This is a genomic window from Mycobacterium paragordonae (assembly GCF_003614435.1).
Taxonomy (GTDB): domain Bacteria; phylum Actinomycetota; class Actinomycetes; order Mycobacteriales; family Mycobacteriaceae; genus Mycobacterium; species Mycobacterium paragordonae.
Genome location: NZ_CP025546.1, coordinates 2,151,664 through 2,177,531, shown reverse-complemented (window position 1 = coordinate 2,177,531; position 25,868 = coordinate 2,151,664). Strand labels below are relative to the sequence as shown.

Here is a 25,868-nt window from a genome sequence, read left to right as displayed (position 1 = left end):
ATTCGGCGAGGCCGCGCCGGAGGGTCGCGTCGGGAGATTCACAGTCGCCGGGGCCGGTCGACGGGGCTGGTCGTCGGGGCTGGTCGGCGGGTCCGGTCAGCCGGCCGGGCAGGTGGCGGCGGCGCCGCGCAGCACGTCCCCGGAGGCCTGATCCACCGGCAGTGAATAGCCGCGCAGCACGGCGATGAACTGGACCGCGTACTGACAGGCGAATGCGGCGTTGGGCGGCATCCACAACGCCGGCTGCTTATCGCCTTTGTCCTGGTTGGCCTGCCCCTGAACGGCCAGCAGGTTGGCCGGGTCGTTGGCGAAACGCACCCGCTGCGCGGCCGGCCAGCCGTTGGCGCCCATGTCCCAGGCGTAGGACAGCGGCACCAGATGGTCGATCTGCACCGCCTCGCCCACCTTGGCGCCGCGCTGGAAGGTGATAACGGCGTTGGTGTACGGGTCGTGCAGGATGCCGGTGGCCACCGCGTCCGGGCAGCGCTTGGTGTAGACGTGCGTGACCTCCACCAGGTCGCGGTTGAGGATGTCGTCGCGGGTGTCGCACCCGTTGTGGCCGCCCGGGGCGTCGTTGTCATCGGTCCAATCATCGCCGAACGCTGACCGGAGATAGTCATAGCGGTGCAGGCGCTGCGGAACGACGGCGATGCCGGCGAGGACGTCTGCGCCCGGCGCGACCGTGGGAACGTCGGCGCGCGCGGCGAATTCGTCGGCACGCCGGGCCGCCGACGATCCCAGGGTCTGGTAGGCGACCAGCACGGCCAGCGCTGCGAGAGCGGCCAGCCACCATAACGTCCGGCGCCTCACGACTTGTCCAGGTACTCGATGCGGTCTGCGTTGGTGAAAGGTGCTGCCATCAGCGCCAGATCGTGGTTCGCGGGGTTCTGCTCGTAGGCGGCCAGACAGTACGCCCGGGCGGCCTCGATGACCTCCAGATGGTCGGCCAGCGACAGCAGCCGCAGTGTGATCGCCCGACCGGACTGGTTGCGGCCCAGCACATCTCCTTCCTTGCGCTCCTTGAGGTCGAGATCGGCGAGCGCGAACCCGTCCATGGTCGCGGCGACCGCCTTCAACCGCCTACCGGCTAACGACCCTTCCGAGCTCCAGGTCTCCAGTAGGCACAGGCTCGGGTGCTGTCCGCGGCCGATGCGGCCACGCAACTGGTGCAACTGGCTGATGCCGAACCGGTCCGCGTCCAGCACCAGCATCACGGTGGCGTTGGGAACATCGACGCCCACCTCGATGACCGTCGTGCACACCAGCACGTCGATCTGGCCGGCCCGGAAAGCGGTCATTGCGGCGTCCTTCTCGTCGGCCGGCAACCGTCCGTGCATCAGGCCCAGCCGCAGGTCCGCCAGCTCTTTCGCGTGCAGGCGGGCGAAAGTCCCCTCGGCCGTCGCGGAAGGCCGATCTTCGGTCTTGGCGTCGGCTTCCGTCTCGTCGATCCGCGGCGTCACCACGTAGGCCTGGCGGCCGGCGGCGACTTCCTCCCGGATCCGCTGCCAGGCCCGCTCGAGCCACGCGGGCTTCTCCTTCATGAAGATCACGCTGCTGGTGATCGGCTGGCGTCCCCGCGGCAGTTCCCGCAAGGTGGACGTCTCCAGGTCGCCGTAAACGGTGAGCGCGACGGTGCGCGGAATCGGCGTCGCGGTCATCACCAGCAGGTGCGGGGTGATGCCGGCAGGAGCCTTGGCGCGCAACTGATCTCGCTGCTCGACCCCGAACCGATGTTGCTCGTCGACCACGACCAGACCCAGCTTGTGGAACTCCACCGCTTCCTGCAGCAGTGCGTGGGTGCCGATGACGATGCCGGCTTCGCCGCTCCCGATCTCGGCGCGGACCTTCTTCTTCTGCGCGGCCGTCATCGATCCGGTGAGCAGCGCCACCCGGGTTGCGCTGTCGTCACCACCGAGCAGACCGCCCATAGCCAGCGGGCCCAGCACGTCGGTGATCGACAGGAGATGTTGTGCGGCAAGGACTTCCGTCGGCGCGAGCAACGCGCACTGATAGCCCGCGTCGACCATCTGCATCATCGCCAGCACCGCGAGGATCGTCTTGCCCGATCCGACCTCACCCTGCAACAGGCGGTTCATCGGACGGGTCTGGGACAAGTCGTCGGATAACACCGCGAGTACCTCGCGCTGGCCTGTGGTGAGTTCGAAGGGCAGCCGATGCATCAACTCCGCGGCCAGACCGTCGGAGCGCGGCGGCGCCGCCGGTCCCGATTCGGACAGCTCGCCGTGCCGGCGGGCGACCAGCGCCCACTGCAGGCCGACGGCCTCGTCGAAGGTCAGCCGGCTGCGGGCTTTGTCGCGCAGGAATTCCTCGTCGGAGAGGTGAATGTCGCGCAGCGCGTCGTCTTCGCAGACCAGGTCGTATCTGTGCCGCAGGTTGGCCGGCAGCGGATCAGGCACCGGGTCCAGGACTGCGAGGACCTGCCGTACGCAGGCATAGATGTCCCAGGTCTGTAATTTCGCGCTGGCCGGGTAGATCGGGAAGAACGGACGCTCGAACTCCTCCATCGCGACTTCACCACGGGACTTCTGGGAAGCTTCGGCGATGCTGCGCAACGATTTGCTGCCGTGGCTTCTTCCATGCGGTGAATCCAGAATGTAGTAGTCCGGGTGGGTGAACTGCATGGCTCCTTTGAAGTAGCCCACCTCCCCGGAGAGCATCACCTTGGTGCCCTCCGTGAGGTCCTTCATGATGTATTCCGCGTTGAAGAACGTCGCGGTCACCTTGCCGCGGCCGGATCCGACGGTGATCCGGAGAAATTTCCGCTGTTTCTGGTTCGGCGACCGCTTCTTCATCCAGCCGGGCGACGCGGCCGTGATCACGTCGACGATGGTGACGTGCTCGCCTTCCTCGGGGCGCTCGTCCTCGATGCCTCGGGTGGCGTTGCGCGCGACGTAGCTTCGCGGGTAGTGCCTCAGCAGGTCACCGACGGTCTTGATGCCGAACACGTCGTCGAGCGGGTCGGCGGATTTCGCCCCGATCACCAGGTCGAGGCGATCACCGAGCCCTACGCCCACTACTCCACCCCGATCAACAGCACGTCACCGCGATGCCCGGTGCGGTAGACCACCAGCTCGCTGCCGGGATGCCGGTCGTGCATGTGCCGCTCGAGGACGCTGCCCACCGCCTCGATGTCGGTGTCAGCGAGTTCGGAGCCGGTCAGCACCGTCACCAGGTCGCCGCCGGATGCCAGCAGCAGATCCAGCAGGCCGATGGCCGCCGCGGCGACGTCGGCCGCCACGATCAACACCTCGTCTCCGGCGATGCCCAGGCCGTCACCCGGTCGGCAGGTCCCGGCCCAGGTCAACGCGTTCTCGGTGGCGATGCGCACCGACCCGTGCCGGGCCACTCCGGCAGCGCGTGCCATCGAGTAGCCGTCGTCGACGGCCTGGCGGTCGGGGTCGTGGACGGCCAGCGCGGCCAGGCCCTGCACCATCGATCCGGTCGGCACCGGCACCACGTCCACGCCCCAGCCGTTCGCGGCGGTGCAACCCGCCACCAGCTCCTCGGCGGCCACGTAACCATTGGGCAGCACCATCACCTGGGCGGCGCCGGTGTCCACCACGGCGCGAACCAACTGGTGGGCGGTGATGTCGGTGCCTTCGTCCGGCCGCAACACGCAGGCGCCTTCGCCGGCGAACAACTCGTCGGCGCCGTCGCCGTCGACGACGGCCAGCACCGCGCGTTCGCGGGTCCAGCTGCCCGCGGGCAGTCCGGTGGCGCCGGAACTGAGCGCGGAGACCACGATCCGGCTGAGGTGGCCCGCCGTGATCCCGGCTTCGATGGCGGCCCCGGCGTCGTCGGTGTGGACATGCACCGAATAGCTGTCCGAGGGATTCGCCGCGATGGCCACCGAGTCGCCGAGTTCGCCGAGGCGGTCGCGCAGCGTGTCGGCAGCCGCCGCGTCGCAGCCGGCCAGCAGGTACATCACCTCGAACTGGGGAGCCGGCCTGCGGGCGCCGGTGTCGGCCGGCCGCGAGTGTGGCGCCGGCTCGTAGCAGCTCCGCGCCGGCACGCTGCCGGTGATGGTCGAGCGCAGTGAATCCAGCATGACCAGCAGACCCCGCCCGCCGGCGTCCACCACGCCTGCGTCGGCGAGCACGTCGAGCTGCTCGGTGGTCTTTTCCAGCGCCACCACGGCCGCGTCACCCGCGTCGATGACCGCACGGGGCAGCGTGTCGCCGGCTGCTGCGGACTGCTCGACGGCAGTCGCGGCCGCGCGCAACACCGAAACGATGGTGCCCGGCACCTCGTCGCCGCCCATCGATGCCACCACCAGCTCCAGCCCGCGCCAGAGTGCCGCGCCGAGCGTCGCCGCGTCGATGGTGGGCAGCACGCCGCCGGAGTCGTCGGCCGCGTCCGCGGTCACCTCCGCGATACCCAGCAGAATCTGGGACAAGATCACCCCGGAATTGCCACGCGCGCCCGTCACGGCGCCGGCGGACAGCGCGGCCGCCACCCGGGCAACATCGGCATCGGTGTCCGTGCCGGCTTCCGCGTCGACTTGCGCCAGCGCGGCACGCATCGTGAACAGCATGTTTGCGCCCGTGTCGGAGTCGGCGACCGGGAACACGTTGAGTTGGTTGATCTCGTCGATGTGGGTAATCAGGTCGCTGACGGTGGTGTGGGCCCAGTCGCGCAGGGCGGGGCCGTCGAGCGGACGTTGCGACGTGACCAAGCCGACCCCACCTCCCTACTGCCCATTGCATGTGTTGCGCGATGGCTCTGGTGCGCGCCAGAGTAGCCGTGCAAGAGCCTAGTCAGCCGGGGCGACAGCTGCCGTGACCGTTTTGGTGGTTGCCGACCACAGTCGGTATCCTGGGACTCCCCTGGGCTATCCTGGGCTATTCCGGCTCAGTTTCGGCCGACCCGTTGACGAGGTCGCCGGACCCCAGCAACAGACTTGAGGAGTTTGAACCATGGCCGCTGTGTGCGATATCTGCGGGAAAGGCCCCGGCTTCGGTAAGTCGGTGTCGCACTCCCACCGCCGCACCAGCCGCCGGTGGAACCCCAACGTCCAGACCGTGCACGCCGTGGCCCGTCCCGGCGGCAACAAGCAGCGCCTCAACGTGTGCACCTCGTGCATCAAGGCCGGCAAGGTCACCCGGGGCTAGCTTTTTCCAGCCCGTCGGCCAGGCTCATTGAGCCTGCGTCCTGGCAGGCGAAGTTCGAGTAGCGCCCGCCACCAACGCAGACTCAACTAAACGCCGCCGAACCCGCAAGCATGGACTGGTTGAGCCTGCGTACAGGCAGGGAAAGTTCGAGTAGCGCCCACCTCGACGCAGGCTCAACGAATTGCGGGTCGGCTTATCGCGCCGGCTCGGCCTCCAAGTAACGTCACCAACGGGTCTGGCGGAAACAACGGAGTACAGCCGAGGTGGTTCCACGTGAGTGACAGCGCTATCGCCATCACCAACCTGATCTACACCTACGCGCAACTCCTGGACGGCGGCGACCTGGACGGGGTGGCCCGGCTCTTCGAACACGGCCGCATCTGCGGAGTCGAGGACGGTCCGCCGGAGACGGTGTTCGCCGGAGCCGCCCGGGTGCGCCAGATGTATGACATGGCCACCCGGATCTACGAGGACGGCACCCCGAAGACCAAACACAACACCACCAACGTGCAGCTGCACATCGATGACTTGACCGGGACGGCGACCAGCACGTCGTACTACTGCGTCACGCAGGCCACAACTGAGCTGCCGCTGCAGGTGATCGTGACCGGCCACTACAAGGACACCTTCCACCGGCTCGACGGGGTGTGGTGGTTCGACAGCCGGACGATGTTCGTCGACCAGGTCGGCGACGTCAGCCAGCACCTGAAGTTCTAGTGGTGACGCCGTTCGACGCCGCGGCGATGCTGGCCGAGGCGCAACGCAAGGAGTCGCTAACCGATTGGGGCCCGGGGGAATTCGAACGTCCGCTGCGGGTGCTGCTGACCGACTACGAACGCGCGGACCTCAACCCGATCGGCACCCACATCCTGCGGTCCGGGATCGTGCACAGCCTGCGGATGCGGCTTCGCGCGCAGGAGTGGATCAGGCGCCACCCGGAGATACTCGACGAACAGGTCGCCGCCCCGATCGTCGTCGTCGGGATGATGCGCAGCGGAACCACTTTGGTGCAGCGGCTGCTGGCGGCCGACCCGCGCTTCCTGTGTGCCTACGGGTGGGAGGTCGTCGAGGTCGCACCGAAACTCGACGAGACGTTCACCGGCACCGACCCCCGCATCGCGATCAGCGAAGCGCGCGAGGCGAAATCGCGCGAGCTCGCACCCGATCTGTTCACCATCCACCCGATGTACGCGCGGGAAGCCGAGGAGGAGATCGTCTTTCTGGCCGACGCGTTCTTGTCGCACGTCCCCGAGTCCGGCGCACAGCTGCCGCATTACCGGTCCTGGCTCGACCAGCAGAACTTCACGCCCGCCTACGATCACCTGCACCGCATGCTGCAGTTCCTGCAGTGGCAGAAGCGCCGACGCGGTGTCCACGGGGAGCGCTGGGTACTCAAGTCGCCGGCGCACCTGGGCTACCTGAATGTGCTGCGCGCCAGGTTCCCCGGACTGCACCTGGTCCATATGCACCGCGACCCGCGGACCACGATCGCGTCGGGCGCCAGCCTGAACGCGACGTTGCACGCGATGCACGCCGATGACGTCGACGCGCACCGGGTGGGCGCGGAATGGTTGCAGCGCATGGGATGGACGAATGACCGGGCGATGGCGGTTCGGGACCAGTGGGACCCCTTATGCGTCACCGACATTCAGTTCGACGATGCGGTCGCCGATCCGATCAGGCAGGTATCCCGCGTCTACGAGGCCATCGGTGTGCCACTGACCGACCAGGCGCAGCAGGCAATGCGGCACTGGCTGCAGGTTCGTCCACGCGAAGACGCGCGCCCGCCCTACCGGCTCGCCGATTACGGCCTGTGCCCCGAGCAGATCGATGAACGTTTCACGTTGTACAACAAGCGTTTCCGAGACAGGAGCAACGCATGACCGACCATCCGGTATCCACCGCGTCCCAGCGCGAACAGGAACTGGCCGCCCTGGAGCTCATCGAACATCCCACCGTCAAAGCCGCCTACCGCGACGTCGCCCAGACTTGGCTGGGCCGCGCGAAGGCATCCGAGGCAATGCGCGGGCGCTTCGACGACGCCTTCGCCGAAGTGATGTTCTCGGCGGCGGTGTGGTCGTCGAACCAGGACAAGCTGCGGCCCAAGGTCAGCTGCATCACCCGGTTGGCGCACCCGGTGGACGGCCGGCGCATCCCTGGATCCCGTTGGGGGATAGACAATCCCGACAGCGTGTACCGGGTGATACCGATCTCCGGCGACGAACGCTACGAGATCCACGGACGGGTGGGTGAGCACCGGATGACCGAGAACTACTTCACCCTGTGGGACGCGCACATGGGCACCGTCGACGTACTCAACGGCCGCACCATGGCGGTCGACTCCGACGGAAGCTTCACCATCACCGTCGACTCCGACCCGGCCAACGGCCGCCCCAACCACGTGCAGAGTACCCCGCAGGCGCATGAGTTCTACATCCGCGACATGCTGCTCGACTGGGGTCGCGATGACCCCAATCACTTTGAGATACAACGGCTTGGCAGCGCCCCGGCGGCGCCGGCCCGCACCCTTGATGAGCAGGCGGAGGCGACAGCCGCGATGATGGCCTATTTCGCGAACTTCACCGGCAAGCTCAGCCACGGCGTGTACAAGATGCCGGCCAACCACTTCGACCTGGCCTGGTCCGCCGACACCGACGGCGCGATGCGCAACCAGTTCTACGTCATGGGCCGGTTCGATCTCGCTCCGGACGAGGCGTTTGTGGTCGACCTCAATGACGGCGGCGCCGAATACTTCACCGTGCCGCTGAGCAATATCTGGGGCACCACGCTGGACATCATCGACCGCACCGGCAGCCTGAACAAGGCGCAGTCGGTGGCCAACGAAGACGGCACCTATACCTATGTGATTGCGCCGGAGGATCCGGGCGTGGCGAATTGGATCGATACGGACGGACTGCGCGAAGCGATCCTGACCCTGCGGATGGCGGAATTCGGTGCGACGGGACCGCGCGCGGGTCTCGGCGCGCACGGGCGGGTGGTCAAGTTGGATCGGCTCGATGCTGAAGTGCCGCACCTGCTGCGGGTGGGTTCCGAACAGCGGGCAGCGGAGTTGGCCGACCGGCGAGCGGCCTATCTGCGGCGCCTGCCGGAAGGGACGCCCTGAGATGGCGCGGTGGTTAGTGACCGGCTGCTCCACCGGGTTCGGCCGCGAGATCGCCCGTGGCGCATTGCAAGCGGGCCACAGCGTCGCGGTGACCGCGCGGCGGGTCGAGGCGGTGCAAGACCTTGCGAACGAATTCGGTGGTCGGGCTTTGGTGTTGGCACTGGACGTCACCGACGCCGCTCAGATCGCGGACGCGGTCGGCGCGGCCGAGCAGGCGTTCGGCGGAATCGACGTGCTGGTCAACAACGCCGGCCACGGCTATCTCTCGGCCGTGGAGGAGGGCGAGGACGCCGAGGTCCGGAAACTGTTCGACGTCAACTACTTCGGGGCGGTCGACATGATCAAGGCGGTGCTGCCGGAAATGCGCGCCCGCCGCGCCGGACACATCGTCAACATCTCGTCGATGACCGGCCTGGTGGCCAACCCACCCAACGCCTACTACTCGTCCACCAAATTTGCGTTGGAAGCGGTGACCGAAGCTCTGGCCACCGAGGTCCGACCGCTCGGGATCAAGGTGACCGCAATCGAACCCGGCGCGTTTCGCACCGACTGGGCGACCAGATCGATGAAGGAAACCGGCACTCCGATCGCCGATTACGCCGACGTCGCCGCGCGCAAGGACCTGATCAAGCAATTCGCCGACCACCTGCCGGGCGATCCGCGCAAGGTCGCTGAGGCGGTGCTGATGGTGACCGAACTCGACGATCCCCCGTTGCGGCTGCTGCTGGGACGTGACGTGCTGAAAGCGATGCGGGACAAGATCGCCGCGACCTCGGCGTCGATCGAGGAGTGGAAGTCCGTCACGAAGGACGTGAACTTCCCGGGCAGCTAGCTCATTCGTCCAGGAACACCGCGTGCTTGTCCAGGCTGTCGCGGCCGATCCGCAGCGAGTTGGCCGGAAAGTCCGGGTCCGGGTAGCCGACCGCCAGACCGCACAGAATGCGCATGTCGGCGGCGATGCCCAGTTGCTCGCGGACGATCTCCGGGTAGCCGGCGATCGACACCTGAACACAGGTACCGAGTCCGCGAGCGGTCAAGGCCAACAACAGGTTCTGCAGAAACATCCCGACACCCATGCCGTCGACGACATCCAGGTCCTGGTGCATGAACACGACCCCGCCCAGCGGAGCGCGAAAGAATTCCCAGTTGCGCAGCACCGCTTCCTGGCGCGCGGCCGCGTCGTCGCGGGCGATCCCCATCGAGCCGTAGACTTGCGCGCCCAGTTCCCGCCGCAGGTGCGCGAAAGCCGGTGGTAGCTGCGGAACCCTGGGCGGTTCAGAGCGGGCCTGGGCCAACAGCGCCGAAACCAACCGGTTCCTGGCCGCGCCGCTGGCGAAAACGACCTGCCACGGCTGGACATTGGAGTTGGACGGCGCATGCATCGCCAGCGCCAGTGACTCTTCGACCAACTGTCGCGGTACCGGGTCGGGCAGGAACATGCGGCTGGACCGGCGCTGCCGGATGGTGTCCTCGAGGTCGTACATGCGCTTCCTCCTGACGGGGTTCAATCGCGGACGACCAGGACGGTCTTTCCGGCCCGCCGGCCGGGGCGCGAGCCGCTTTCGAACGCTTCCCGGCCTTCGGCGAGCGGGAAGGTGCGCGCGATCTCGACGTGCAGCCGGCCTCGGTCGACGAGTTCGGCAAGCTCGGCGAGTTGGACACGGTTGGCGGTGACGATGAAGAACGTTGCGGTGACGCCGATTTCGTCGGCCCGGCCGGGTGGCGGTGGTGCGCTCAGCGTCGCCAGCCGTCCGCCACGGCGCAGTACGCCGAAGGACCGGTCCAGGGTCTGGCCGCCGACCGTGTCGATCACGACGTCGTAGGTTGCGCCGGTCTCGTCGAAAGCCTCTGTGCGCGTGTCGATGACGCGCCGGGCACCGAATCCCTGGACCAGGTCCCGGGTGTCACTGCGTACGGTGGCGGTGACCTCGGCACCCAACTGGGCCGCGAGTTGGACCGTCAAGGCGCCGACGCCGCCCGCCCCGCCGTGCACCAGCACCTCCTCGCCGGGCCGCACCGCGGCGTGATCGAGCAGGGCCTGCAGCGCGGTGAGACCGGCCAGCGGGAGCGCCGCCGCAACCGGGTGGGACACCGTCGACGGCTTGGTGGCCAGGTCGGTCGCCGGCATGGCGACGAACTCGGCCGCTGCGCCGTCACGGTCGAAGGCGACCAGTCCGTACACTTCGTCGCCCTGCTGTAAATCCGTTACACCCGAACCGATTTCAGTAACGACGCCGGACACCTCATGCGACAGGATCGTCGGCGTCCGGTCGACCCCGTCGCGCGTCCAGGTTTCTTCCCACGTCAGTTCGTCGAACGTGATGGCCGCGGCGTGCACGGCGACCAGCACTTCGCCGGGCGCCGGAACCGGCACCGGCGCCGATTCGACGGTCAGCACCTCGGGCCCGCCACGGTGGTGCGCCCGCAAGGCCGTCATCGTGGTCACGGCAGCTTCCAATCGATCGGGTCGGCCCCCATTCCGGCGAGCAGTTCGTTGGCGCGACTGAACGGCCGCGACCCGAAGAACCCACGCGAGGCCGACAGCGGCGACGGGTGGGGCGATTCGATGGCGACACAGTTGCCTTCCGCCAGCATGGGCTTGAGCGTCGATGCGTCGCGGCCCCACAGGATCGCCACCAGCGGCTGGTCGCGTCCCACCAGCGCGCGAATGGCGCACTCCGTCACCGCTTCCCAGCCCTTGCCCCGGTGTGATGCCGGAGTGCTGGGGCGCACAGTGAGGACTCGGTTCAGCAGCATGACACCGCGCTGCGACCACGGCGTCAGGTCGCCGTTGGACGGCGGCGGAAAGCCAAGGTCCGTGCTGTACTCGTCGAAGATGTTGGACAGGCTGCGGGGCAGCGGGCGTACGTCCGGCGCCACCGAGAAACTCAGACCCACGGCGTGGCCGGGTGTCGGATAGGGATCCTGGCCCACGATCAGCACCCGGACGTCGTCGAAGGGATAAGTGAAGGCGCGCAACACGTTCGGACCGGCGGGCAGGTACCGTCGGCCGGCCGCGATCTCCTCACGCAGGAACTGCCCCATCCGACTCACCTGATCGGTCACCGGCGCCAGCGCCGCCGCCCAGCCTTGCTCGACGAGTTCACTCAGCGGGCGCGCGGTCATGACAGTCCCTTCACCAGCAGCACCACGGTGTCGGCACCGGCCCGGCGGTCTTTCGAAATATGTTGATACTCCGGGGATTGCGCCCAGTCCTGGAAGGCGGCTTCGTCGGGAAACGACATCAGCACCACTTTCTCGCGGTCCCACTCCCCCTCTATGACCACCGGCGACTCGTCGGCGGCGAGCACGGTTCCGGAGTAGCGGCGGAAGACGTCCATGAATCTGGCCTGGTACCGGTCGTAGGCCGCCCGATCGGTGAATCTGAGCTGGGCGATTGCGTAAACGGTCATCGTCGCCACCCTAACCTTCCTCGAACGACTGCCACCCCGCGTATCCCTCCCACTCCTTGCCGTCGACCAGCACCCGGCCCGGCCCCTCGAGAACGTGCCCGATCACCCGCCACCCGGGCGGCACCGCATCGGCGAAACAGGCTGCCAGGGCGTGATCTTCGCCGCCGCCGAGCACCCATGCCCAGGGGTCGGCGCCGACGGCCTCGGCCGCCTGAGACACCGCGTCATGGTCGAGGGCCAGCGCCTCGGTGGACAGGTCGATAGTCACCCCGGACGCCTCGCCGACATGCCGCAGATCGGCCACCAGTCCGTCGGAGACGTCGATCATGGCCGAGGCCCCGCCGGCCGCGGCCACCGCTCCCTCGCCATACGGCGGCAACGGCACCAGGTGCCGATGGCGAAGGCCGTCAAAATCTTCAATCCCCCTGCGCCACAATTCATATCCGGCAGCCGACCGTCCCAGATCACCGGCTACGGCGAGCACCGAGCCGGGCCGCGCGCCGGACCGCAACACCGGCTCGCGACCCTCGAGATCTCCCAGCACCGTCACCGATATCACCCACTGCGGACAGCTGACCAGGTCCCCGCCGGCGATGCCGGCGCCGACCCGCTGCGCCTCGTCCCACATGCCGTCCACCAGCGCGCTGGCCTGAGCCTCCGGAGTGTCGCCGGGTGCCCCGAAACCCACCACGAAGGCGGTGGGCCGGGCGCCCATCGCTTCGATGTCGGCGGCGTTCTGGGCGATCGCCTTGCGCCCGACGTCGTAGGGGGTCGACCAGTCCAGCCGAAAGTGCCGATCCTGCACCAACATGTCGATCGACACCACGGTGCGTTCATCGCTGCCCGACACCACGGCACCGTCGTCGCCGGGACCGAGTGTGACGGCTGCGGGTTGCCGGCGATCGCGCACCAACCGCTCGATCACGCCGAACTCGCCGACCTGCCGCAGCGTCGGAGACTCCCCCGAAACGTCCTCGCCCACGTCACCTCGTCTCTGCCCACCCCGGCCGTGTGACGTCCCCCGGACGGCCGTCCGACCTGCGGTAAGTTGGGTTCCTGCCCGTTCGGGCGGACCGGGCCAGTGTAGTCGTGGCCGCGCGGGCGGATCGCAGAGGAGATAGCCAGGTGACAGGCAGGTGACGGGTGGGGCTGATGCCGGCGGCCCGCCCCGCGCCGCCCTGATCGCCGCCTTGGTGCTGGCCGTGGCGACCATCGGGGCGATTTTGGTGCTCGCGGCCACCCGCCAGACCGGCCAACAGGCAGTGACGCTGCCGGCCCTGCCGGCGCCACACGCCGCAAGTCCCGCCTGCAAATCGCTGATCGAGGCGCTGCCCGAGCAACTCGGGAGTTTCCGTCGGACTGAGATCACGCAGCCGGCGCCCGACGGCGCGAGCGCCTGGCGGTCCGTGAACAACGCGGAGCCGGTCGTCATGCGCTGCGGCCTGGACCGTCCGGGGGACTTCGTGGTGGGCTCGCCGATCCAGGTGGTCGACAAGGTGCAGTGGTTCAGGGCGGCCGACCAGGGCTCGACGGATGCGGGCACGACCACCTGGTACACCGTGGATCGTCCGGTGTATGTGGCGCTGACGCTGCCCACCGGATCGGGACCTGTTCCGATTCAGGATCTTTCGGGCATCATCGACCGCACCATCGCCGCGGTGCCGATCGACCCGGCGCCGGCTCGCTAGCCAGGGCTTATCGCAGGCCCACACCGCGAGCAAGGGCGGTGTCGACCATGGTGGCCAGCAGGGTCGGATAGTCCACCCCACTGGCCGCCCACATCCGCGGGTACATCGAGATGGTGGTGAAGCCGGGCATGGTGTTGATCTCGTTGATCACCGGTCCCGCGTCGGTGAGGAAGAAGTCCACTCGGGCCAGGCCCTGGCAACCGATCGCCTCGAACGCGCGAATTGCCAACTGGCGCACTGCATCCGCGATGTCATCAGCCACTTTCGCCGGCACGTCCAATTCGGCGGCGTCGTCGAGATATTTGGTCTCGAAGTCGTAGAAGGAGTCTTCGCGGCCGCGGACCCCGGCCACCCGGATCTCCCCCAGCGTGCTGGCTTCGATTGTGCCGTCCGGCATTTCGAGGACTCCGCATTCCAGCTCGCGGCCGTTGATCGCCGCCTCGACGATGACCTTCGGGTCATGGCTGCGGGCCGCGGCGATCGCGGCCGGCAGATCATCCCAGCTGGCCACCCGGCTGACGCCGATCGATGAGCCGCCCCGTGCCGGCTTGACGAACACCGGCAGGCCCAGCCGCTCGCGTTCCTCGGGGTGCAGCGTCTCCTGTGACGGCCGCAGGACCGTGTACGCGCCGACCGGCAGTCCCTCGGCGACGAGCAGTTTCTTGGTGAATTCCTTGTCCATGCCGGCGGCACTGGCCAGCACACCGGCTCCCACGTACGGGACACCGGCGAGTTCGAGCAGTCCCTGGATCGTGCCGTCCTCGCCGTAGGGTCCGTGCAGCACCGGGAACACGACGTCGACGGTCCCGAAGACCTCCGACCGGGGACTGGCCGGCAACGCCAACTCGGTGCCCGAATCGGCGCTCACCCCCGGTAGCTGCCGGTTGTTGATGGCCAGCGCGGCGGGGTCGCCGTCGGTGAGCACCCAGCCGCCCTGCGGCGTGATCCCGACGGCGACGACCTCGAACCGCTGCGGGTCCAGGTTGCGCAGGATGCTGCCCGCTGACACGCACGAGATGGCGTGCTCGTTGCTGCGCCCGCCGAAAACGACGGCGACGCGTACGCGCTTGCTGGCAGTCACAACCTGGAGAGGCTACCGGGTCGGGGCTGTCGGGGCGGGTTCGGCGACGTCATGCCGCTGTTCCACGGGGCGTTCACGGGGCGTCGGGGCCGTCCTGGCCGTCGGCGCCGTTGTTGGCGGGTGAATCGCCGGTGCCCCCTGAACCGCCGGTGCCGCCGGGGCCGCCGACGGCGGCCAGACCGGGGCTTCCGTCAGGGCCCGAATAACCGGCATTGCCGGTACCACCGATGCCCGGAGAGCCGGCTACCGCACCGGCGCCGCCGTTGCCTCCGTCGCCGGCCTTCTGGGACGGGGAGTCGCCGCCGGCACCGCCGTCACCGCCGGTCCCACCCTTGCCCGCGTTGCCGCCGTTACCACCGGCCGCGCTCGAGGGCAGCGAACCGCCGAGACCGCCGGCGCCGCCGGAGCCGCCCTTGCCCGCGTCTCCGCCCAAACCGCCGGCACCGCCGGTACCGACGCCCAAGGCCTCGCCGCCCGCACCACCGACACCGCCGTTGCCTCCGATGCCGCCGGCGCCACCGGCACCACCGTTCCGGACGACGCCACCGTCAAAGTTGCTGGCGCCGTTGCCGCCTCCGCCGCCGTTACCGCCGTTGCCGCCGCCACCGCCGGCCCCGCCGAGCCCGCCGTTGCCGGAGATGGAGCCTCCACTGCCGCCTGCGCCGCCGGCACCACCCGCGCCGCCGTCAACCCCGGCGAAGCCGGCGAAGCCGAACGCGTCGACGCCGTGTGCGCCGTTAGCCCCGGTCGAGCCTGCTCCACCGGCCCCGCCGTTTCCGCCGTTGCCGTAGGTCCCGCCGTCACCGCCGGCTCCGCCAGCGCCGCCGTCGGCTCCGCCGGCACCTCCGCCACCACCTGCGCCGCCGTCACCGCCGTGACCGGATGGGCCGGCCGATGCGGCGCCGTTGCCGCCGTCGCCGCCGGCACCGCCATTACCTCCGGAGCTGGCCTTTCCGGGGGCGCCGGTATTTGCGGCATACGCCGGGACACCACCGAGGCCGGCAGCGGCACCCGAGCCGCCGCTACCACCGTCGCCGCCGGTGCCGGCAGTACCGAGGGCGGAGTCTCCTCCGCGGCCGCCGCCACCACCGTTACCGGCGCTGCCGGCATTGCCACCGAGACCGCCATCACCGCCGGCGGAGCCGGTCGCACCGCTTCGCTCCTCACCACCGGTACCGCCGTTGTCGCCGGCGCCGCCGTTGGCGCCCAAGCCGCCGGCTCCGCCGGCACCACCAGCCGTAATGCCGTAACCGCCGGCACCGCCCGCACCACCGGAACCCCCGCCGCCACCGGCGCCGCCGGTGCCGCCGGTACCGCCTTGCCCATTCTCACGGACGTTTGCACTCCCGATGCCGCCGTGGTCACCGGCGCCGCCGCCTCCTCCGTCGCCACCGGCGCCGCCCGCGCCGCCGATGACACCGCTACCCCCGGCACCGCCCGAGCCACCAGCACCGCCACCGCCACCGGCGCCGCCCTGAGTGCCGTGGTAGACGGTGAACTTCGTGGCACCTGAGTCGCCGCCCACGCCGCCGGCACCGCCGACACCGCCGTCGCCGCCGTCACCGCCGACACCGCCGGAGCCAGAGGTGGAGTTGCCGCCGGCACCGCCGTCGCTCCCGGCGCTGGCCGTGCCGCCGTTACCGGCAGCGCCGCCGGCGAGCAAGTCGCGGCCGGAACCGCCGTTGCCGCCATGTCCGCCCGAGGCCCCGCTGCCGCCGGCACCGCCAGTGCCGCCGGCACCGGATTCAGAGTTGCCGCCGACGCCGCCGGCGCCGCTGCTACCGGCATTGCCGCCGAGCCCGCCAGTCCCTCCGCCGGGAATATCCGAGTTGTGACTACCTCCAGCGCCGGCGTCCCCGCCTTGAGCGCCGTCACCGCCGGCCCCAGCGGCACCGCCGGCTCCGCCGGCACCGCCGTTGCCTGATCCGTCGGTCGCACCCCCGGCACCACCGGCCCCACCGTCACCGCCGGCGGCGCCGTTGCCGGCGGCGCCGCCTCTGCCGTTATCCACGGTGAGGAAACCTGTGGCGTCACCGCCGGCCCCGCCCGCCGCGCCGTTGCCGCCCTTGCCGGCGGCGCCGCCGGCCCCGCCGGCCCCGCCGTTGCCCGTCCCGTGCCCTTGCCCGCCGGCGCCACCGGTGCCACCGTTACCGCCGATAGCGCCCGAGCCGCCGGAACCACCGTTAGAGCCATCGCCCAAGAAGGGGGCCGAGTCGCCGGAGCCGCCGGCCCCGCCGCTGCCGCCGTTGCCGCCGCCGCCGCCCTTGCCGCCGTCGCCGCCGCTTCCGGAGACCAAACCGCCTTCTCCGCCAGCACCGCCGTTGCCGCCGTGGCCGCCCGCCGTGCCGGCCGTGCCGGGCTGGCCGGGATCGCCGTTCGGGGCACCGGCCGTGCCGTTCGCACCGTCGATGCCGGCACCGCCGTCACCGCCCTTGCCGCCGTTGCCGTACAACCCCGCGCTGCCGCCGGCACCGCCGTCACCGCCGCTGGCACCCGCGACGCCGTAGCCGTTGCCGCCCTTACCGCCGTTACCGCCGTTGCCCGACTGCGGGCCACCGATGCCGCCCGCGCCGCCGGTGCCCCCGGTGCCGCCGCCGCCGCCATCACCGCCATCGCCGCCGTTGCCGGAGATCGACCCCCCGTTGCCTCCGGCGCCACCGTCGGCGCCGTCGGAACCGGTGGTGCCGTATCCACCGTCTCCGCCTCTGCCACCGCTGCCGACGGACCCGCCGTCACCGCCTGCGCCGCCCTTGCCGCCGCCGGTGCTGCCATAGCCGCCGTCGCCGCCCTTGCCGCCGTTCCCGGACGGCCCCGCCGCTGGGTTCCCGTTGCCACCGTCGCCACCGGCGCCGCCGGCACCGCCGGCGGCACCCGTACCATTCGCTCCCGCGGTTCCACCGCCGGCGCCGCCGGAGCCACCAGAGGCGCTGAGCCCGGCTACGCCGCCACTGCTGCCCTTGCCCCCGTCACCGGCCAGACCCGTCGCGGAGTCGCCGCCGCGGCCGCCGCCGCCGCCGGCACCTGCATCGCCCGCCGCACCGCCGGCCCCGCCGTTACCGCCAGTGATCGTGCCGCCTCCGCTGGCGCCGCTTCCACCAGCACCGGCGTTGCCTCCCGAAGCGCCGAAGCCACCATCGCCGCCGAGGCCGCCCGTACCCGACCCGTGGGCCGCACCACCGGCGCCACCCAGGCCGCCGTCGCCGCCTTTACCGGCGTTGCCGCCGGTATTGCCAGAACCACCCGAGCCGCCGACGGCCAAATCCCCGGCCGGGCCTCCGTCACCGCCGGAGGCACCATCGCCGCCGAGGCCCCCGGCACCGCCCTTGCCGCCAGCCCCACCGTTGCCCGAGCCGAGCGCTTGCCCGCCGGCACCGCCTTCGCCTCCGGCGCCGCCGTTACCACCGTTGCCGCCGACCCCGCCCGGCCCGCCAGAGTCGGTGTAGGGGAAGGAGTCGTTTCCGTTCGTGCCGGTGCCGCCACCGCCGCCACCACCGCCCGCGCCACCGGCCCCGCCAGCACCACCGGCACCACCGTTACCCGAGATCGAGCCGCCGTTGCCACCGACTCCGCCCTTACCGCCATCCGCGCCGCCGGTGCCGGCGCCGCCGGCACCGCCCGTCCCGCCGCCCTGCCCGAAGCTGCCGTCGAGTCCCTTGCCGCCGTCGCCGCCCTTGCCGCCGTTGCCGACCGACCCGCCGTTGCCACCCGCGCCGCCGTCACCACCTCGTCCGTCGACGCCGGCCGCGTAGCCGCCCTGACCGCCATTGCCGCCGTCGCCGCCGCTGGTGACCGCGGCGCCATTAATACCGCTGGAGCCTTTACCGCCGCCGGACCCGCCCTTGCCCGCATCACCGCCGGAGCCACCGGCACCCACCTCGCCGGGATTACCGCCATCGCCGCCGCGGCCGCCGTCCGCATGTCCGAACCCGCCGACCTGGCCGTTACCCCCGTCACCAGGCTTGCCGGCGGCACCGCCGGTGCCACCGGTGCCACCGGTCCCGTTGATTCCCGCGGTGCCTGACCCGCCCGCGGCGACGCCGCCGGCGTCTCCGCCGACCCCGCCAGCCCCACCGGTTCCTCCGTTACCACCATTACCGCCGGCTTGGCCGGCTTCACCGAGTGCGATTCCCGAAGCACCGTCGACCCCGTCCCCGCCGTCACCACCCGTGCCGCCGTGCCCTCCGAACCCGCCGGTACCGCCGTTACCCCTGATCGACCCGCCCAGGCCGCCCTTGCCGCCGGCACCGCCGGCACCACCGGTCTCACCGGCGCTGCCAGGGTCGCCCGGATTGATGCCGTCCACGCCGCGGTTGCCGTCCGCGCCCGCGCCACCGGTACCGCCGTGTCCGCCGTTGCCGAGGTTGCCGCCGTCTCCGCCGGCGCCGCCGGTTCCGCCGGCCCCCGGCGCTTGGCCGGCGGGCGCCGCGGTGGCGTTGCCGCCGGTGCCGCCGGTGCCGCCGTTGCCGGAGATCCCGTCGGGAAGCCCGCCCGCCAGGCCCTTGGCGCCGGAGGCGCCGCCGCCGCTGTCGCCGCCCTCGCCTCCGAGACCACCCGAGCCGGCATCTCCACCATGCCCGCCAACGCCGCCGCTGCCGGCTCCGTTGGTCTGGGAGGCCCCGTCGCCACCCTCGCCACCTGTGCCGCCGTCGCCGCCGACGCCGGCGGTGCCGCCCTGGCCACCGTCGCCGCCGACGCCGTGCGTGCCGTCGCTGTATCCGGCACCGTGGTGAACGCCGCCGATCCCGCCGGCACCACCCGCACCGCCGGTTCCGCCCGCACCGCCGGTGCCGCCATCCCCGCCGACCCCGCCGTCGCCACCGGTCGACGGCCCGGCCAGCGTGAAGTCGGGCGCCTCGGTGGACTTCGCGCTGCCGCCAGCACCGCCATCGCCGCCGGTCTCACCCGCTGCCCCGGCACCGCCGGTACCGCCCTTGCCGCCGGCGCCACCAGCGCCGCCATCACCGCGCATCGATCCGCCGTCGCCGCCGGCCCCCCCGGCACCCCCGGCCCCACCTGTGTGCCCGGCAACTCCGTCGCCGCCGCGGCCTCCAGCGCCGCCGGTGACCCCGGTGGCCTGGCCGAGCACCGTGGAACCGCCGAAGCCACCGTCTCCGCCGTTGCCGCCGGGCGCGCCGAGACCGCCGTCGCCGCCCTTTCCGGCTGCCGCCCCGGTGCCGTCGCCGACGGTGCTCAAATATCCGCCGCCGTTGCCGCCGTTGCCGCCGGCCTGGCCGGGCACCGCGCCGTTGGTGCCATCGGTGCCCGGAGTCGCCCAGTTGATCGAACCGGGGTAGCCGTCGCCGTTGTTGCCGTCGGCCGCCGGGGCGACCGGTGTCGGGTTGACTCCTGCGGCGCCCGCCGCGCCGTCGCCGCCCGCCCCGCCTTTGCCGCCGTTGCCGAAGTTTCCGCCCTTGCCACCGGCTCCCCCGTCACCGCCGCTGACCCCGGCAGCCGCGGCATGCGCCCCGGCTCCGCCGGCCCCGCCGTTACCCATCACACCGGTCGGTGTGGCCCCGTCCACACCATCACTTCCCGCGGTCCGCCCACTCCCGCCATGTCCACCGGCACCGCCGAACCCGGTATCACCGCCCGCCCCACCGGCCCCGCCGCGACCGGTCAGTGCGCCGCCCGCCGCACCGGCGCCACCATCACCCGGAGTCGCGCCATTTCCGCCGCTCCCTGCGTTACCCCCGGTACCAGTGGTCCCGGCGATGCCGTGTGCCGAGGCACCACCGGCCCCGCCGTTGCCACCGTCGCCTCCGGCACCACCGGAACCACCCGAACCACCGGCCTGCCCATCACCGCCCGGCGTCGTCGCGGCAGCGCCGCTGACCCCGGCACCGCCGTCGCCCCCACGCGCACCCTGCCCACCGGCGCCACCGTTGCCACCGTCACCGCGGACCGACCCCCCGGCGCCACCGTCACCGCCGCGACCACCGGATCCGCCGTCCACGCCTTTACCGCCGGAGTCACCGGCCTTCGTCCCGGCCGCGCCGTTGCTACCGGCCGCCCCATCGCCGCCGGCCCCACCGGCCCCGCCGCTGCCGAAGTTTCCGCCCGCACCCCCGGCACCACCGGCTCCGCCATCGACGCCTGATGCCGTCGCAGTGAAGCCCGCCCCGCCCTTGCCGCCGTTGCCCAAGATCCCGGCGGGCGTGGAGCCCGCGCTGCCATTAGTGCCAGTGGTCGAGCCGGTGCCCCCGACGCCGGCCTTGCCGCCGACCCCAGTGTCCCCACCGGCCCCACCAGCACCACCGTCAGCGTGGGTCGCATCCCCAGCCGCACCGGCCCCACCGTCACCCGGGGTCGCGCCGTTACCGCCGCTGCCGGCGTTGCCCCCGGCGCCCGTGAGACCGGCGGTCCCGTGTGCCGCGCTGCCGCCGACCCCACCGTTGCCACCATCGCCTCCCGCACCACCGGAGCCACCCGACCCACCGGCCTGCCCAGCGCCGCCGGGCACCGTCGCCGACGCGCCGTTGACACCCGCGCCGCCGTCACCGCCACGCGCACCCTGCCCACCGGCCCCGCCGGCACCGCCATTACCGCGCACCGAGCCGCCGGCACCGCCGTCGCCCCCGCGACCGCCGGATCCGCCGTCCACGCCCTTAATGCCGGAGTCACCGGCCTTCGTCCCAGCCGCGCCATTGCTACCGGCCGCCCCGTCCCCGCCCGCACCACCGGCCCCGCCGCTGCCGAAGTTTCCGCCCGCACCCCCGGCGCCACCGGCACCGCCATCGGCACCCGGGGTCGTGGCGGTGAAGCCCGCCCCGCCCTTGCCGCCGTTACCCAAGATCCCGCCGGGCGTGGAGCCCGCGCTGCCGTTAGTGCCAGTGCTCGAGCCGGTGCCCCCGACGCCGGCCTTGCCGCCGAACCCGGTGTCCCCACCGGCCCCACCGGCACCACCGTCAGCATGGGTTACATCCCCGGCCGCACCGGCCCCACCGTCACCCGGGTTCGCGCCGTTACCGCCGCTGCCGGCGTTCCCCCCGGTGCCCGTCGTACCCGAAACACCATGAGCCGCAGTACCGCCAACCCCACCGTTGCCACCATCGCCGCCGGCACCACCGGAGCCACCCGACCCACCGGCCTGCCCAGCGCCGCCGGCTGTGGTCGCCGCTGCGCCGTTGACACCCGCGCCGCCGTCACCGCCACGCGCACCCTGCCCGCCGGCCCCGCCGTTGCCACCGTCACCGCGGACCGACCCACCGGCGCCACCGTCACCCCCGCGGCCACCGGACCCGCCGTCCACACCTTTACCGCCGGACTCACCCGCCGCGACGCCGGCCGTACCGTTGCCCCCGGCCACCCCGCTGCCACCGTCCCCGCCTTTGCCACCGTTACCGAAATTGCCGCCGGCGCCGCCGGCCCCACCAGCACCACCGTCGGCACCAGCCGCAGTGGGATTGAAGCCGGCACCGCCCGCCCCGCCACTGCCCAGAATGCCGGTGGGCGTGGTTCCGGCAGTGCCGTCGGCGCCCGGAATGCGCCCGCTGCCCGCGGTACCGGCGGCACCGCCGAACCCGGTGTCACCGCCGGCCCCACCGGCTCCGCCGTCCGCATGGCTGGCGTCGCCTGCCGCGCCGGCCCCGCCATTGCCCGGCGTGGCGCCGTTACCGCCACTGCCCGCATCGCCTCCCACTCCGGCGAGACCGGCAGTCCCGTGCGCGGCGAGACCGCCGCCTCCGCCGGCACCACCGTCGCCGCCGTGACCACCAGAGCCGCCCGAGCCGCCGGCGTGTCCGGCGTCGCCGGGCGCCGCCCCGGCCGCTCCGTTGACCCCGGCACCGCCATCGCCGCCACGAGCACCGCTCCCGCCGGCCCCGCCGACCCCGCCGTTGCCGGACACCGAGCCGCCGGCCCCACCAGTCCCGCCGGCACCACCGGACCCACCTGCTGTCCCGTCGCCGCCGGACTCGCCGGCCGCCACGCCCGCCGTGCCACTCTTCCCGGCGGCACCGGCCCCGCCGGTACCGCCGGCTCCGCCATTCCCGTGGCTGCCGCCGGACCCACCGTTGCCACCGGCGCCTCCGTCCGCGCCCGGCGTCGTCGCAGTGAATCCCGCCCCGCCGGAACCGCCATTGCCACCGGCGATCACGGCGCCCGCGGCCCCGTCGGCCCCGGCAACCGCTCCCGGGCCCCCGGCCGCGCCGCCGGTGCCGCCGGCCCCGACACCGCCGGTGTCACCACCCATGCCGCCGTTACCACCTCTGGTCACCGCGTCGCCGGCGCCCCCGGTCCCGCCGTCGCCGGCGACACCCGAACTACCACCGGCACCGCCTGAGCCACCCGAGCCATCGGCGCCCGCGTGACCGAACATGCTGCGACTCGCTCCGGCGGCACCGCCGGCGCCGCCCGAACCGCCTGTCCCACCGGTGCCGCTGCCACCGCCGTCGCCACCGGTACCACCGGCGGTGGTCGACGACCACCCCGCGCCACCGGATCCGCCGGCACCGCCGGCGCCGCCCGTGCCGCCAACTCCCCCGGCACCGCCGTCACCCAGGATCAACCCGCCGTGACCGCCCGCCCCACCGGTGCCCCCGGTGCCGCCATTGCCGCCGTCCCCGCCGAGTCCGCCGGCGGCGACGGAGCTGCCCGGGCCGCCCGGTGTGCCGATCGTGCCGCCGAGCCCGGTCCCGCCGGCTCCGCCGGCGCCACCGGAACCGAAGAACAATGCATTGCCGCCAGCACCTCCGGTGCCGCCGCTGGCACCGCTGACGCCGACGCCGCCCATGCCGCCAGCACCGCCATTGCCCCACAGCCACCCGCCGCTGCCGCCTGTGCCACCGTTGGCGCCCGCGCCGCCGGCCCCGCCGGCGCCGCCCACACCCAACAAGCCGGCGGCGCCGCCGGCCCCACCGGCGTGCCCGGCCGCGCCCGACCCGCCGTTACCTCCGCGCCCCCACAGCAGCCCGCCGGGTCCACCCGCTGCCCCGGAGCCTGCCGCGCCGTCGGTCCCGGGACCGATCAAGGGCCTCCCCAACAGCAGGTTCGCCGGCGCGTTGATCGCCCCCAGGACCTGCTCCTCCAGCGACCCGATGGCGTCGGCTGTGGCCGCTTCCATGGCCGCGTAAGAGCCGCCCGCCCCCATCAGCGCCCGGACGAATTGCGCGTGGAACTCCGCTGCCTGCGCGCTGACGGCTTGATACTCCTGGCCGACGGTGCCGAACAGGGCCGCGATGGCCGCCGACACCTCATCGGCGGCCGCGGGCATGATGGCCGCCGTCGGCGCCGCCACCGCGGTCGCCTGCCGGACCGCCTCCCCGATCTGACCCAGATCTGCTGCCGCTGCGGTCATGGCCTGCGGCGCGGCAATCAGAAAAGATGACATAACGGAGCTCCCATCGCCCTCGTGGGTTCACAGCACGCCGAGTCAGAAATCGCGGAGTCAGGTAACAGGCCGCAGGAGCGCAGCCCGGTGTCGCCCCACGCTCCCCGACGAGCACTTCTCATCGATACGGCCATTTCGCGCGACGACGCTTCTTGCCGCCACTGATGCCATTAATAGGTAGCTGAATATCGGGCGAACCCGCGCGCTTTTTACCCCAAGCCGACTACTGCAAAATTGCGCTCGCCAAGGCGGTGACTACTGCATTTGCGGTGCGGCGTCACTCAGGCTTGGTGCTGCGGCCCAACAGCAGGGCGATGGCCTCGTTGACCGACAGACCCTTGTGGCAGACCCGGTGCACGGCGTCCGTCAGGGGCATTTCGACGTCGTAGCTGGAGGCCAGGGCCAGTACCGACTCGCAGGAGGTGACGCCCTCGACGACGTGGCCGTCCTTCCCGTGTAGGGCGGTGTGCATGGTGTCGCCCCGGCCCAGCCGCTCGCCCAGCGAACGGTTGCGAGAGTAAGGAGAGGTGCAGGTGGCCACCAGGTCGCCTACCCCGGCCAGCCCGGCCAGCGTCGCCCCCTTGGCGCCCAGCGCCAGTCCGAGCCGCATGATTTCGGCCAGGCCGCGGGTGATGATGGCCGCCGCGGTGTTCTCCCCCAGCCCGACCCCGACCGCCATCCCGCAGGCCAGAGCGATGACGTTCTTGCACGCCCCGCCGATCTCGGTCCCCACTACATCGGAGTTGGTGTACGGCCGGAAGTAGCCACTGTTCAAGAACCGCTGCAGCGCGACGGCACGTCCGGAGTCGCTGCACGCGACGACGGTGGCGGCCGGCTGGCTCTCGGCGATCTCGCTGGCGAGGTTCGGCCCGGAGATCACCGCAACCTGGGAGGCGTCCACTCCGGTCACCGACACGATCACCTGGCTCATCCGCATCAGCGTGCCGAGCTCGATGCCCTTGGCCAGGCTGACCAGGGTCGCGCCGTCGGCCCACATGCCGTTCCACTGCTCGAGGTTGGCGCGCATGGTCTGGGCGGGCACCCCGAGCAGCACCGTCGTCACGCCGGACAGCGCCTCCTCCGCGTCGTTGGTGGCGCGGATGCCGGCGGGAAGCAGCGTGCCCGGCAGGTAGTCGGGGTTGTAGCGGGTCTTATTGATCTTGTTGGCGACATCGGCGCGCCGCGCCCACAACGTGACGTCGCCGCCGGCGTCGGCGAGCACCTTGGCCAGTACCGTGCCCCATGCGCCTGCGCCCATCACCGCGACGGTTCCCGTGCCGGCCATCCACCACCCCTATATATGTCGCCGTGTGCCCTCGATGCCGCTATGCGCCGTCGTCACCGCGACGGCAGCCGCTAAACAGTAGTCCCAGCGACCGGCCGCCGTCACGTCCGGCGACGTTGCGCTGGCAGGATGATCACATGGGCGGCGCACGCGGGGATGTCGGATTGATCATCGCCGTCAAGCGACTGGGCGCCGCCAAGACCAGGCTGGCTCCAGTCTTCTCGGCGCCGACGCGCGAGAGCGTGGTCCTGGCCATGCTGATCGACACCTTGACCGCGGCCACCCGGGTCAGTTCGTTGCACTCGATCACCGTCATCACCCCCGACGATGTTGCGGGAGCCGCGGCCACCGAGCTCGGCGCGCAGGTGCTGGCCGACCCGACCGCCCCGGACGACCCCGACCCACTGAACAGCGCCGTCAAGGCCGCTGCGGGTGCCGTGGATGTTCCGAATATCGTTGTCCTGCAAGGAGATCTGCCCGCTCTGCAGACGCAGGAACTGGCCGAGGCCATCTCGGCGGCCCGCCACTACGAGCGCAGCTTCGTCGCGGACCGGCTGGGCACGGGCACTGCGGTGCTGTGCGCGTTCGGGACCACGCTCGACCCGCGGTTCGGGCCGGATTCCGCAGCGCGGCACCGTCGTTCGGGCGCTATCGAGCTGACCGGCGCATGGCCCGGGCTGCGTTGCGATGTCGACACACCGGCCGACCTGGCTGCCGCCCGCCAGCTCGGGGTGGGTCCGGCGACCGCACGCGCCATCGCGCATCGCTCCGTGCGGTGAGCCGGGCCGCCAGGTGAATGGCAGCCCAACGGAACATG

18 protein-coding genes are annotated in these 25,868 nt (G+C 71.7%); 7 read left to right on the top strand and 11 right to left on the bottom strand.

All coding sequences use genetic code 11. From position 1 onward, the window contains the following. Positions 1-96: 96 nt before the first annotated feature. The 3 genes from C0J29_RS10190 to C0J29_RS10180 are packed head-to-tail and all read right to left on the bottom strand — an operon-like array spanning position 97 to position 4,696. The gene (locus C0J29_RS10190) at positions 97-810 is read right to left on the bottom strand and encodes an HNH endonuclease family protein (RefSeq protein WP_120792231.1); all 714 of its coding nucleotides are present in this window, start codon (positions 808-810) and stop codon (positions 97-99) included. Next, positions 807-3,035 (bottom strand): ATP-dependent DNA helicase RecG, encoded by a 2,229-nt coding sequence (gene recG, locus C0J29_RS10185; RefSeq protein ID WP_065164699.1) that lies wholly within the window; start codon positions 3,033-3,035, stop codon positions 807-809. The genes C0J29_RS10190 and recG overlap by 4 nt, the downstream gene beginning before the upstream one ends. Further along, the gene (locus C0J29_RS10180; RefSeq protein ID WP_120792230.1) at positions 3,035-4,696 is read right to left on the bottom strand and encodes a DAK2 domain-containing protein; all 1,662 of its coding nucleotides are present in this window, start codon (positions 4,694-4,696) and stop codon (positions 3,035-3,037) included. The genes recG and C0J29_RS10180 overlap by 1 nt, the downstream gene beginning before the upstream one ends. 241 nt (positions 4,697-4,937) lie before the next feature. Between C0J29_RS10180 and rpmB the strand changes: the two genes are divergently transcribed. The 5 genes from rpmB (at position 4,938) to C0J29_RS10155 (ending at position 9,088) form a co-directional block, all read left to right on the top strand. Next, positions 4,938-5,132: a 50S ribosomal protein L28 gene (gene rpmB / locus C0J29_RS10175; RefSeq protein ID WP_065043999.1), complete on the top strand. Its 195-nt coding sequence runs from the start codon at positions 4,938-4,940 to the stop codon at positions 5,130-5,132. Between the two features lie 273 nt (positions 5,133-5,405). Further along, entirely contained in the window at positions 5,406-5,849 is a 444-nt protein-coding gene (locus C0J29_RS10170; RefSeq protein ID WP_120792229.1) for a nuclear transport factor 2 family protein, read from the top strand. A 26-nt stretch (positions 5,850-5,875) separates the two neighbouring features. Next, positions 5,876-7,015: a sulfotransferase family protein gene (locus tag C0J29_RS10165; protein WP_120794663.1), complete on the top strand. Its 1,140-nt coding sequence runs from the start codon at positions 5,876-5,878 to the stop codon at positions 7,013-7,015. Next, positions 7,012-8,256 carry a DUF1214 domain-containing protein gene (locus tag C0J29_RS10160; RefSeq protein WP_120792228.1) on the top strand — a complete coding sequence of 415 codons (1,245 nt, stop codon included), beginning with the start codon at positions 7,012-7,014 and terminating at the stop codon, positions 8,254-8,256. Before C0J29_RS10165 ends, C0J29_RS10160 begins: the two co-directional genes overlap by 4 nt. A gap of 1 nt (position 8,257) precedes the next feature. Beyond that, a complete protein-coding gene (locus tag C0J29_RS10155) occupies positions 8,258-9,088 on the top strand; it encodes an oxidoreductase (protein ID WP_065164696.1) in 831 nt (276 codons plus the stop codon). Position 9,089: 1 nt separating this feature from the next. On the opposite strand, the gene C0J29_RS10150 is transcribed toward C0J29_RS10155, so the two are convergent. From C0J29_RS10150 to C0J29_RS10130, 5 genes are read right to left on the bottom strand one after another with little or no spacing between them, the layout of a single operon-like run. Beyond that, positions 9,090-9,740 (bottom strand): nitroreductase, encoded by a 651-nt coding sequence (locus tag C0J29_RS10150; RefSeq protein ID WP_120792227.1) that lies wholly within the window; start codon positions 9,738-9,740, stop codon positions 9,090-9,092. A 20-nt stretch (positions 9,741-9,760) separates the two neighbouring features. Further along, positions 9,761-10,693 carry an NADP-dependent oxidoreductase gene (locus C0J29_RS10145; RefSeq protein WP_120794662.1) on the bottom strand — a complete coding sequence of 311 codons (933 nt, stop codon included), beginning with the start codon at positions 10,691-10,693 and terminating at the stop codon, positions 9,761-9,763. Between the two features lie 5 nt (positions 10,694-10,698). Then, positions 10,699-11,382, bottom strand: coding sequence for a uracil-DNA glycosylase (locus C0J29_RS10140; RefSeq protein WP_065049300.1), 684 nt, complete (start codon positions 11,380-11,382; stop codon positions 10,699-10,701). Next, entirely contained in the window at positions 11,379-11,669 is a 291-nt protein-coding gene (locus tag C0J29_RS10135) for a DUF1330 domain-containing protein (RefSeq protein ID WP_120794661.1), read from the bottom strand. Before C0J29_RS10135 ends, C0J29_RS10140 begins: the two co-directional genes overlap by 4 nt. Positions 11,670-11,679: 10 nt before the next feature. Beyond that, a complete protein-coding gene (locus tag C0J29_RS10130; RefSeq protein ID WP_242460408.1) occupies positions 11,680-12,651 on the bottom strand; it encodes a thiamine-phosphate kinase in 972 nt (323 codons plus the stop codon). A gap of 154 nt (positions 12,652-12,805) precedes the next feature. Between C0J29_RS10130 and C0J29_RS10125 the strand changes: the two genes are divergently transcribed. Continuing rightward, positions 12,806-13,357 (top strand): DUF3515 domain-containing protein, encoded by a 552-nt coding sequence (locus tag C0J29_RS10125; RefSeq protein ID WP_120792226.1) that lies wholly within the window; start codon positions 12,806-12,808, stop codon positions 13,355-13,357. 7 nt (positions 13,358-13,364) lie between these two features. Here the strand turns inward: C0J29_RS10125 and C0J29_RS10120 are convergent, their stop codons facing one another. The 3 genes from C0J29_RS10120 to C0J29_RS10110 form a co-directional block, all read right to left on the bottom strand. Continuing rightward, positions 13,365-14,438, bottom strand: coding sequence for a D-alanine--D-alanine ligase family protein (locus C0J29_RS10120; protein WP_065049294.1), 1,074 nt, complete (start codon positions 14,436-14,438; stop codon positions 13,365-13,367). 73 nt (positions 14,439-14,511) lie between these two features. After that, positions 14,512-23,766: a PE family protein gene (locus C0J29_RS10115; RefSeq protein WP_120792225.1), complete on the bottom strand. Its 9,255-nt coding sequence runs from the start codon at positions 23,764-23,766 to the stop codon at positions 14,512-14,514. Positions 23,767-24,043: 277 nt separating this feature from the next. Beyond that, the gene (locus tag C0J29_RS10110; RefSeq protein ID WP_065048051.1) at positions 24,044-25,051 is read right to left on the bottom strand and encodes an NAD(P)H-dependent glycerol-3-phosphate dehydrogenase; all 1,008 of its coding nucleotides are present in this window, start codon (positions 25,049-25,051) and stop codon (positions 24,044-24,046) included. A gap of 137 nt (positions 25,052-25,188) precedes the next feature. Between C0J29_RS10110 and cofC the strand changes: the two genes are divergently transcribed. After that, positions 25,189-25,830 carry a 2-phospho-L-lactate guanylyltransferase gene (gene cofC, locus C0J29_RS10105; RefSeq protein WP_065048049.1) on the top strand — a complete coding sequence of 214 codons (642 nt, stop codon included), beginning with the start codon at positions 25,189-25,191 and terminating at the stop codon, positions 25,828-25,830. Positions 25,831-25,868 lie beyond the last annotated feature (38 nt).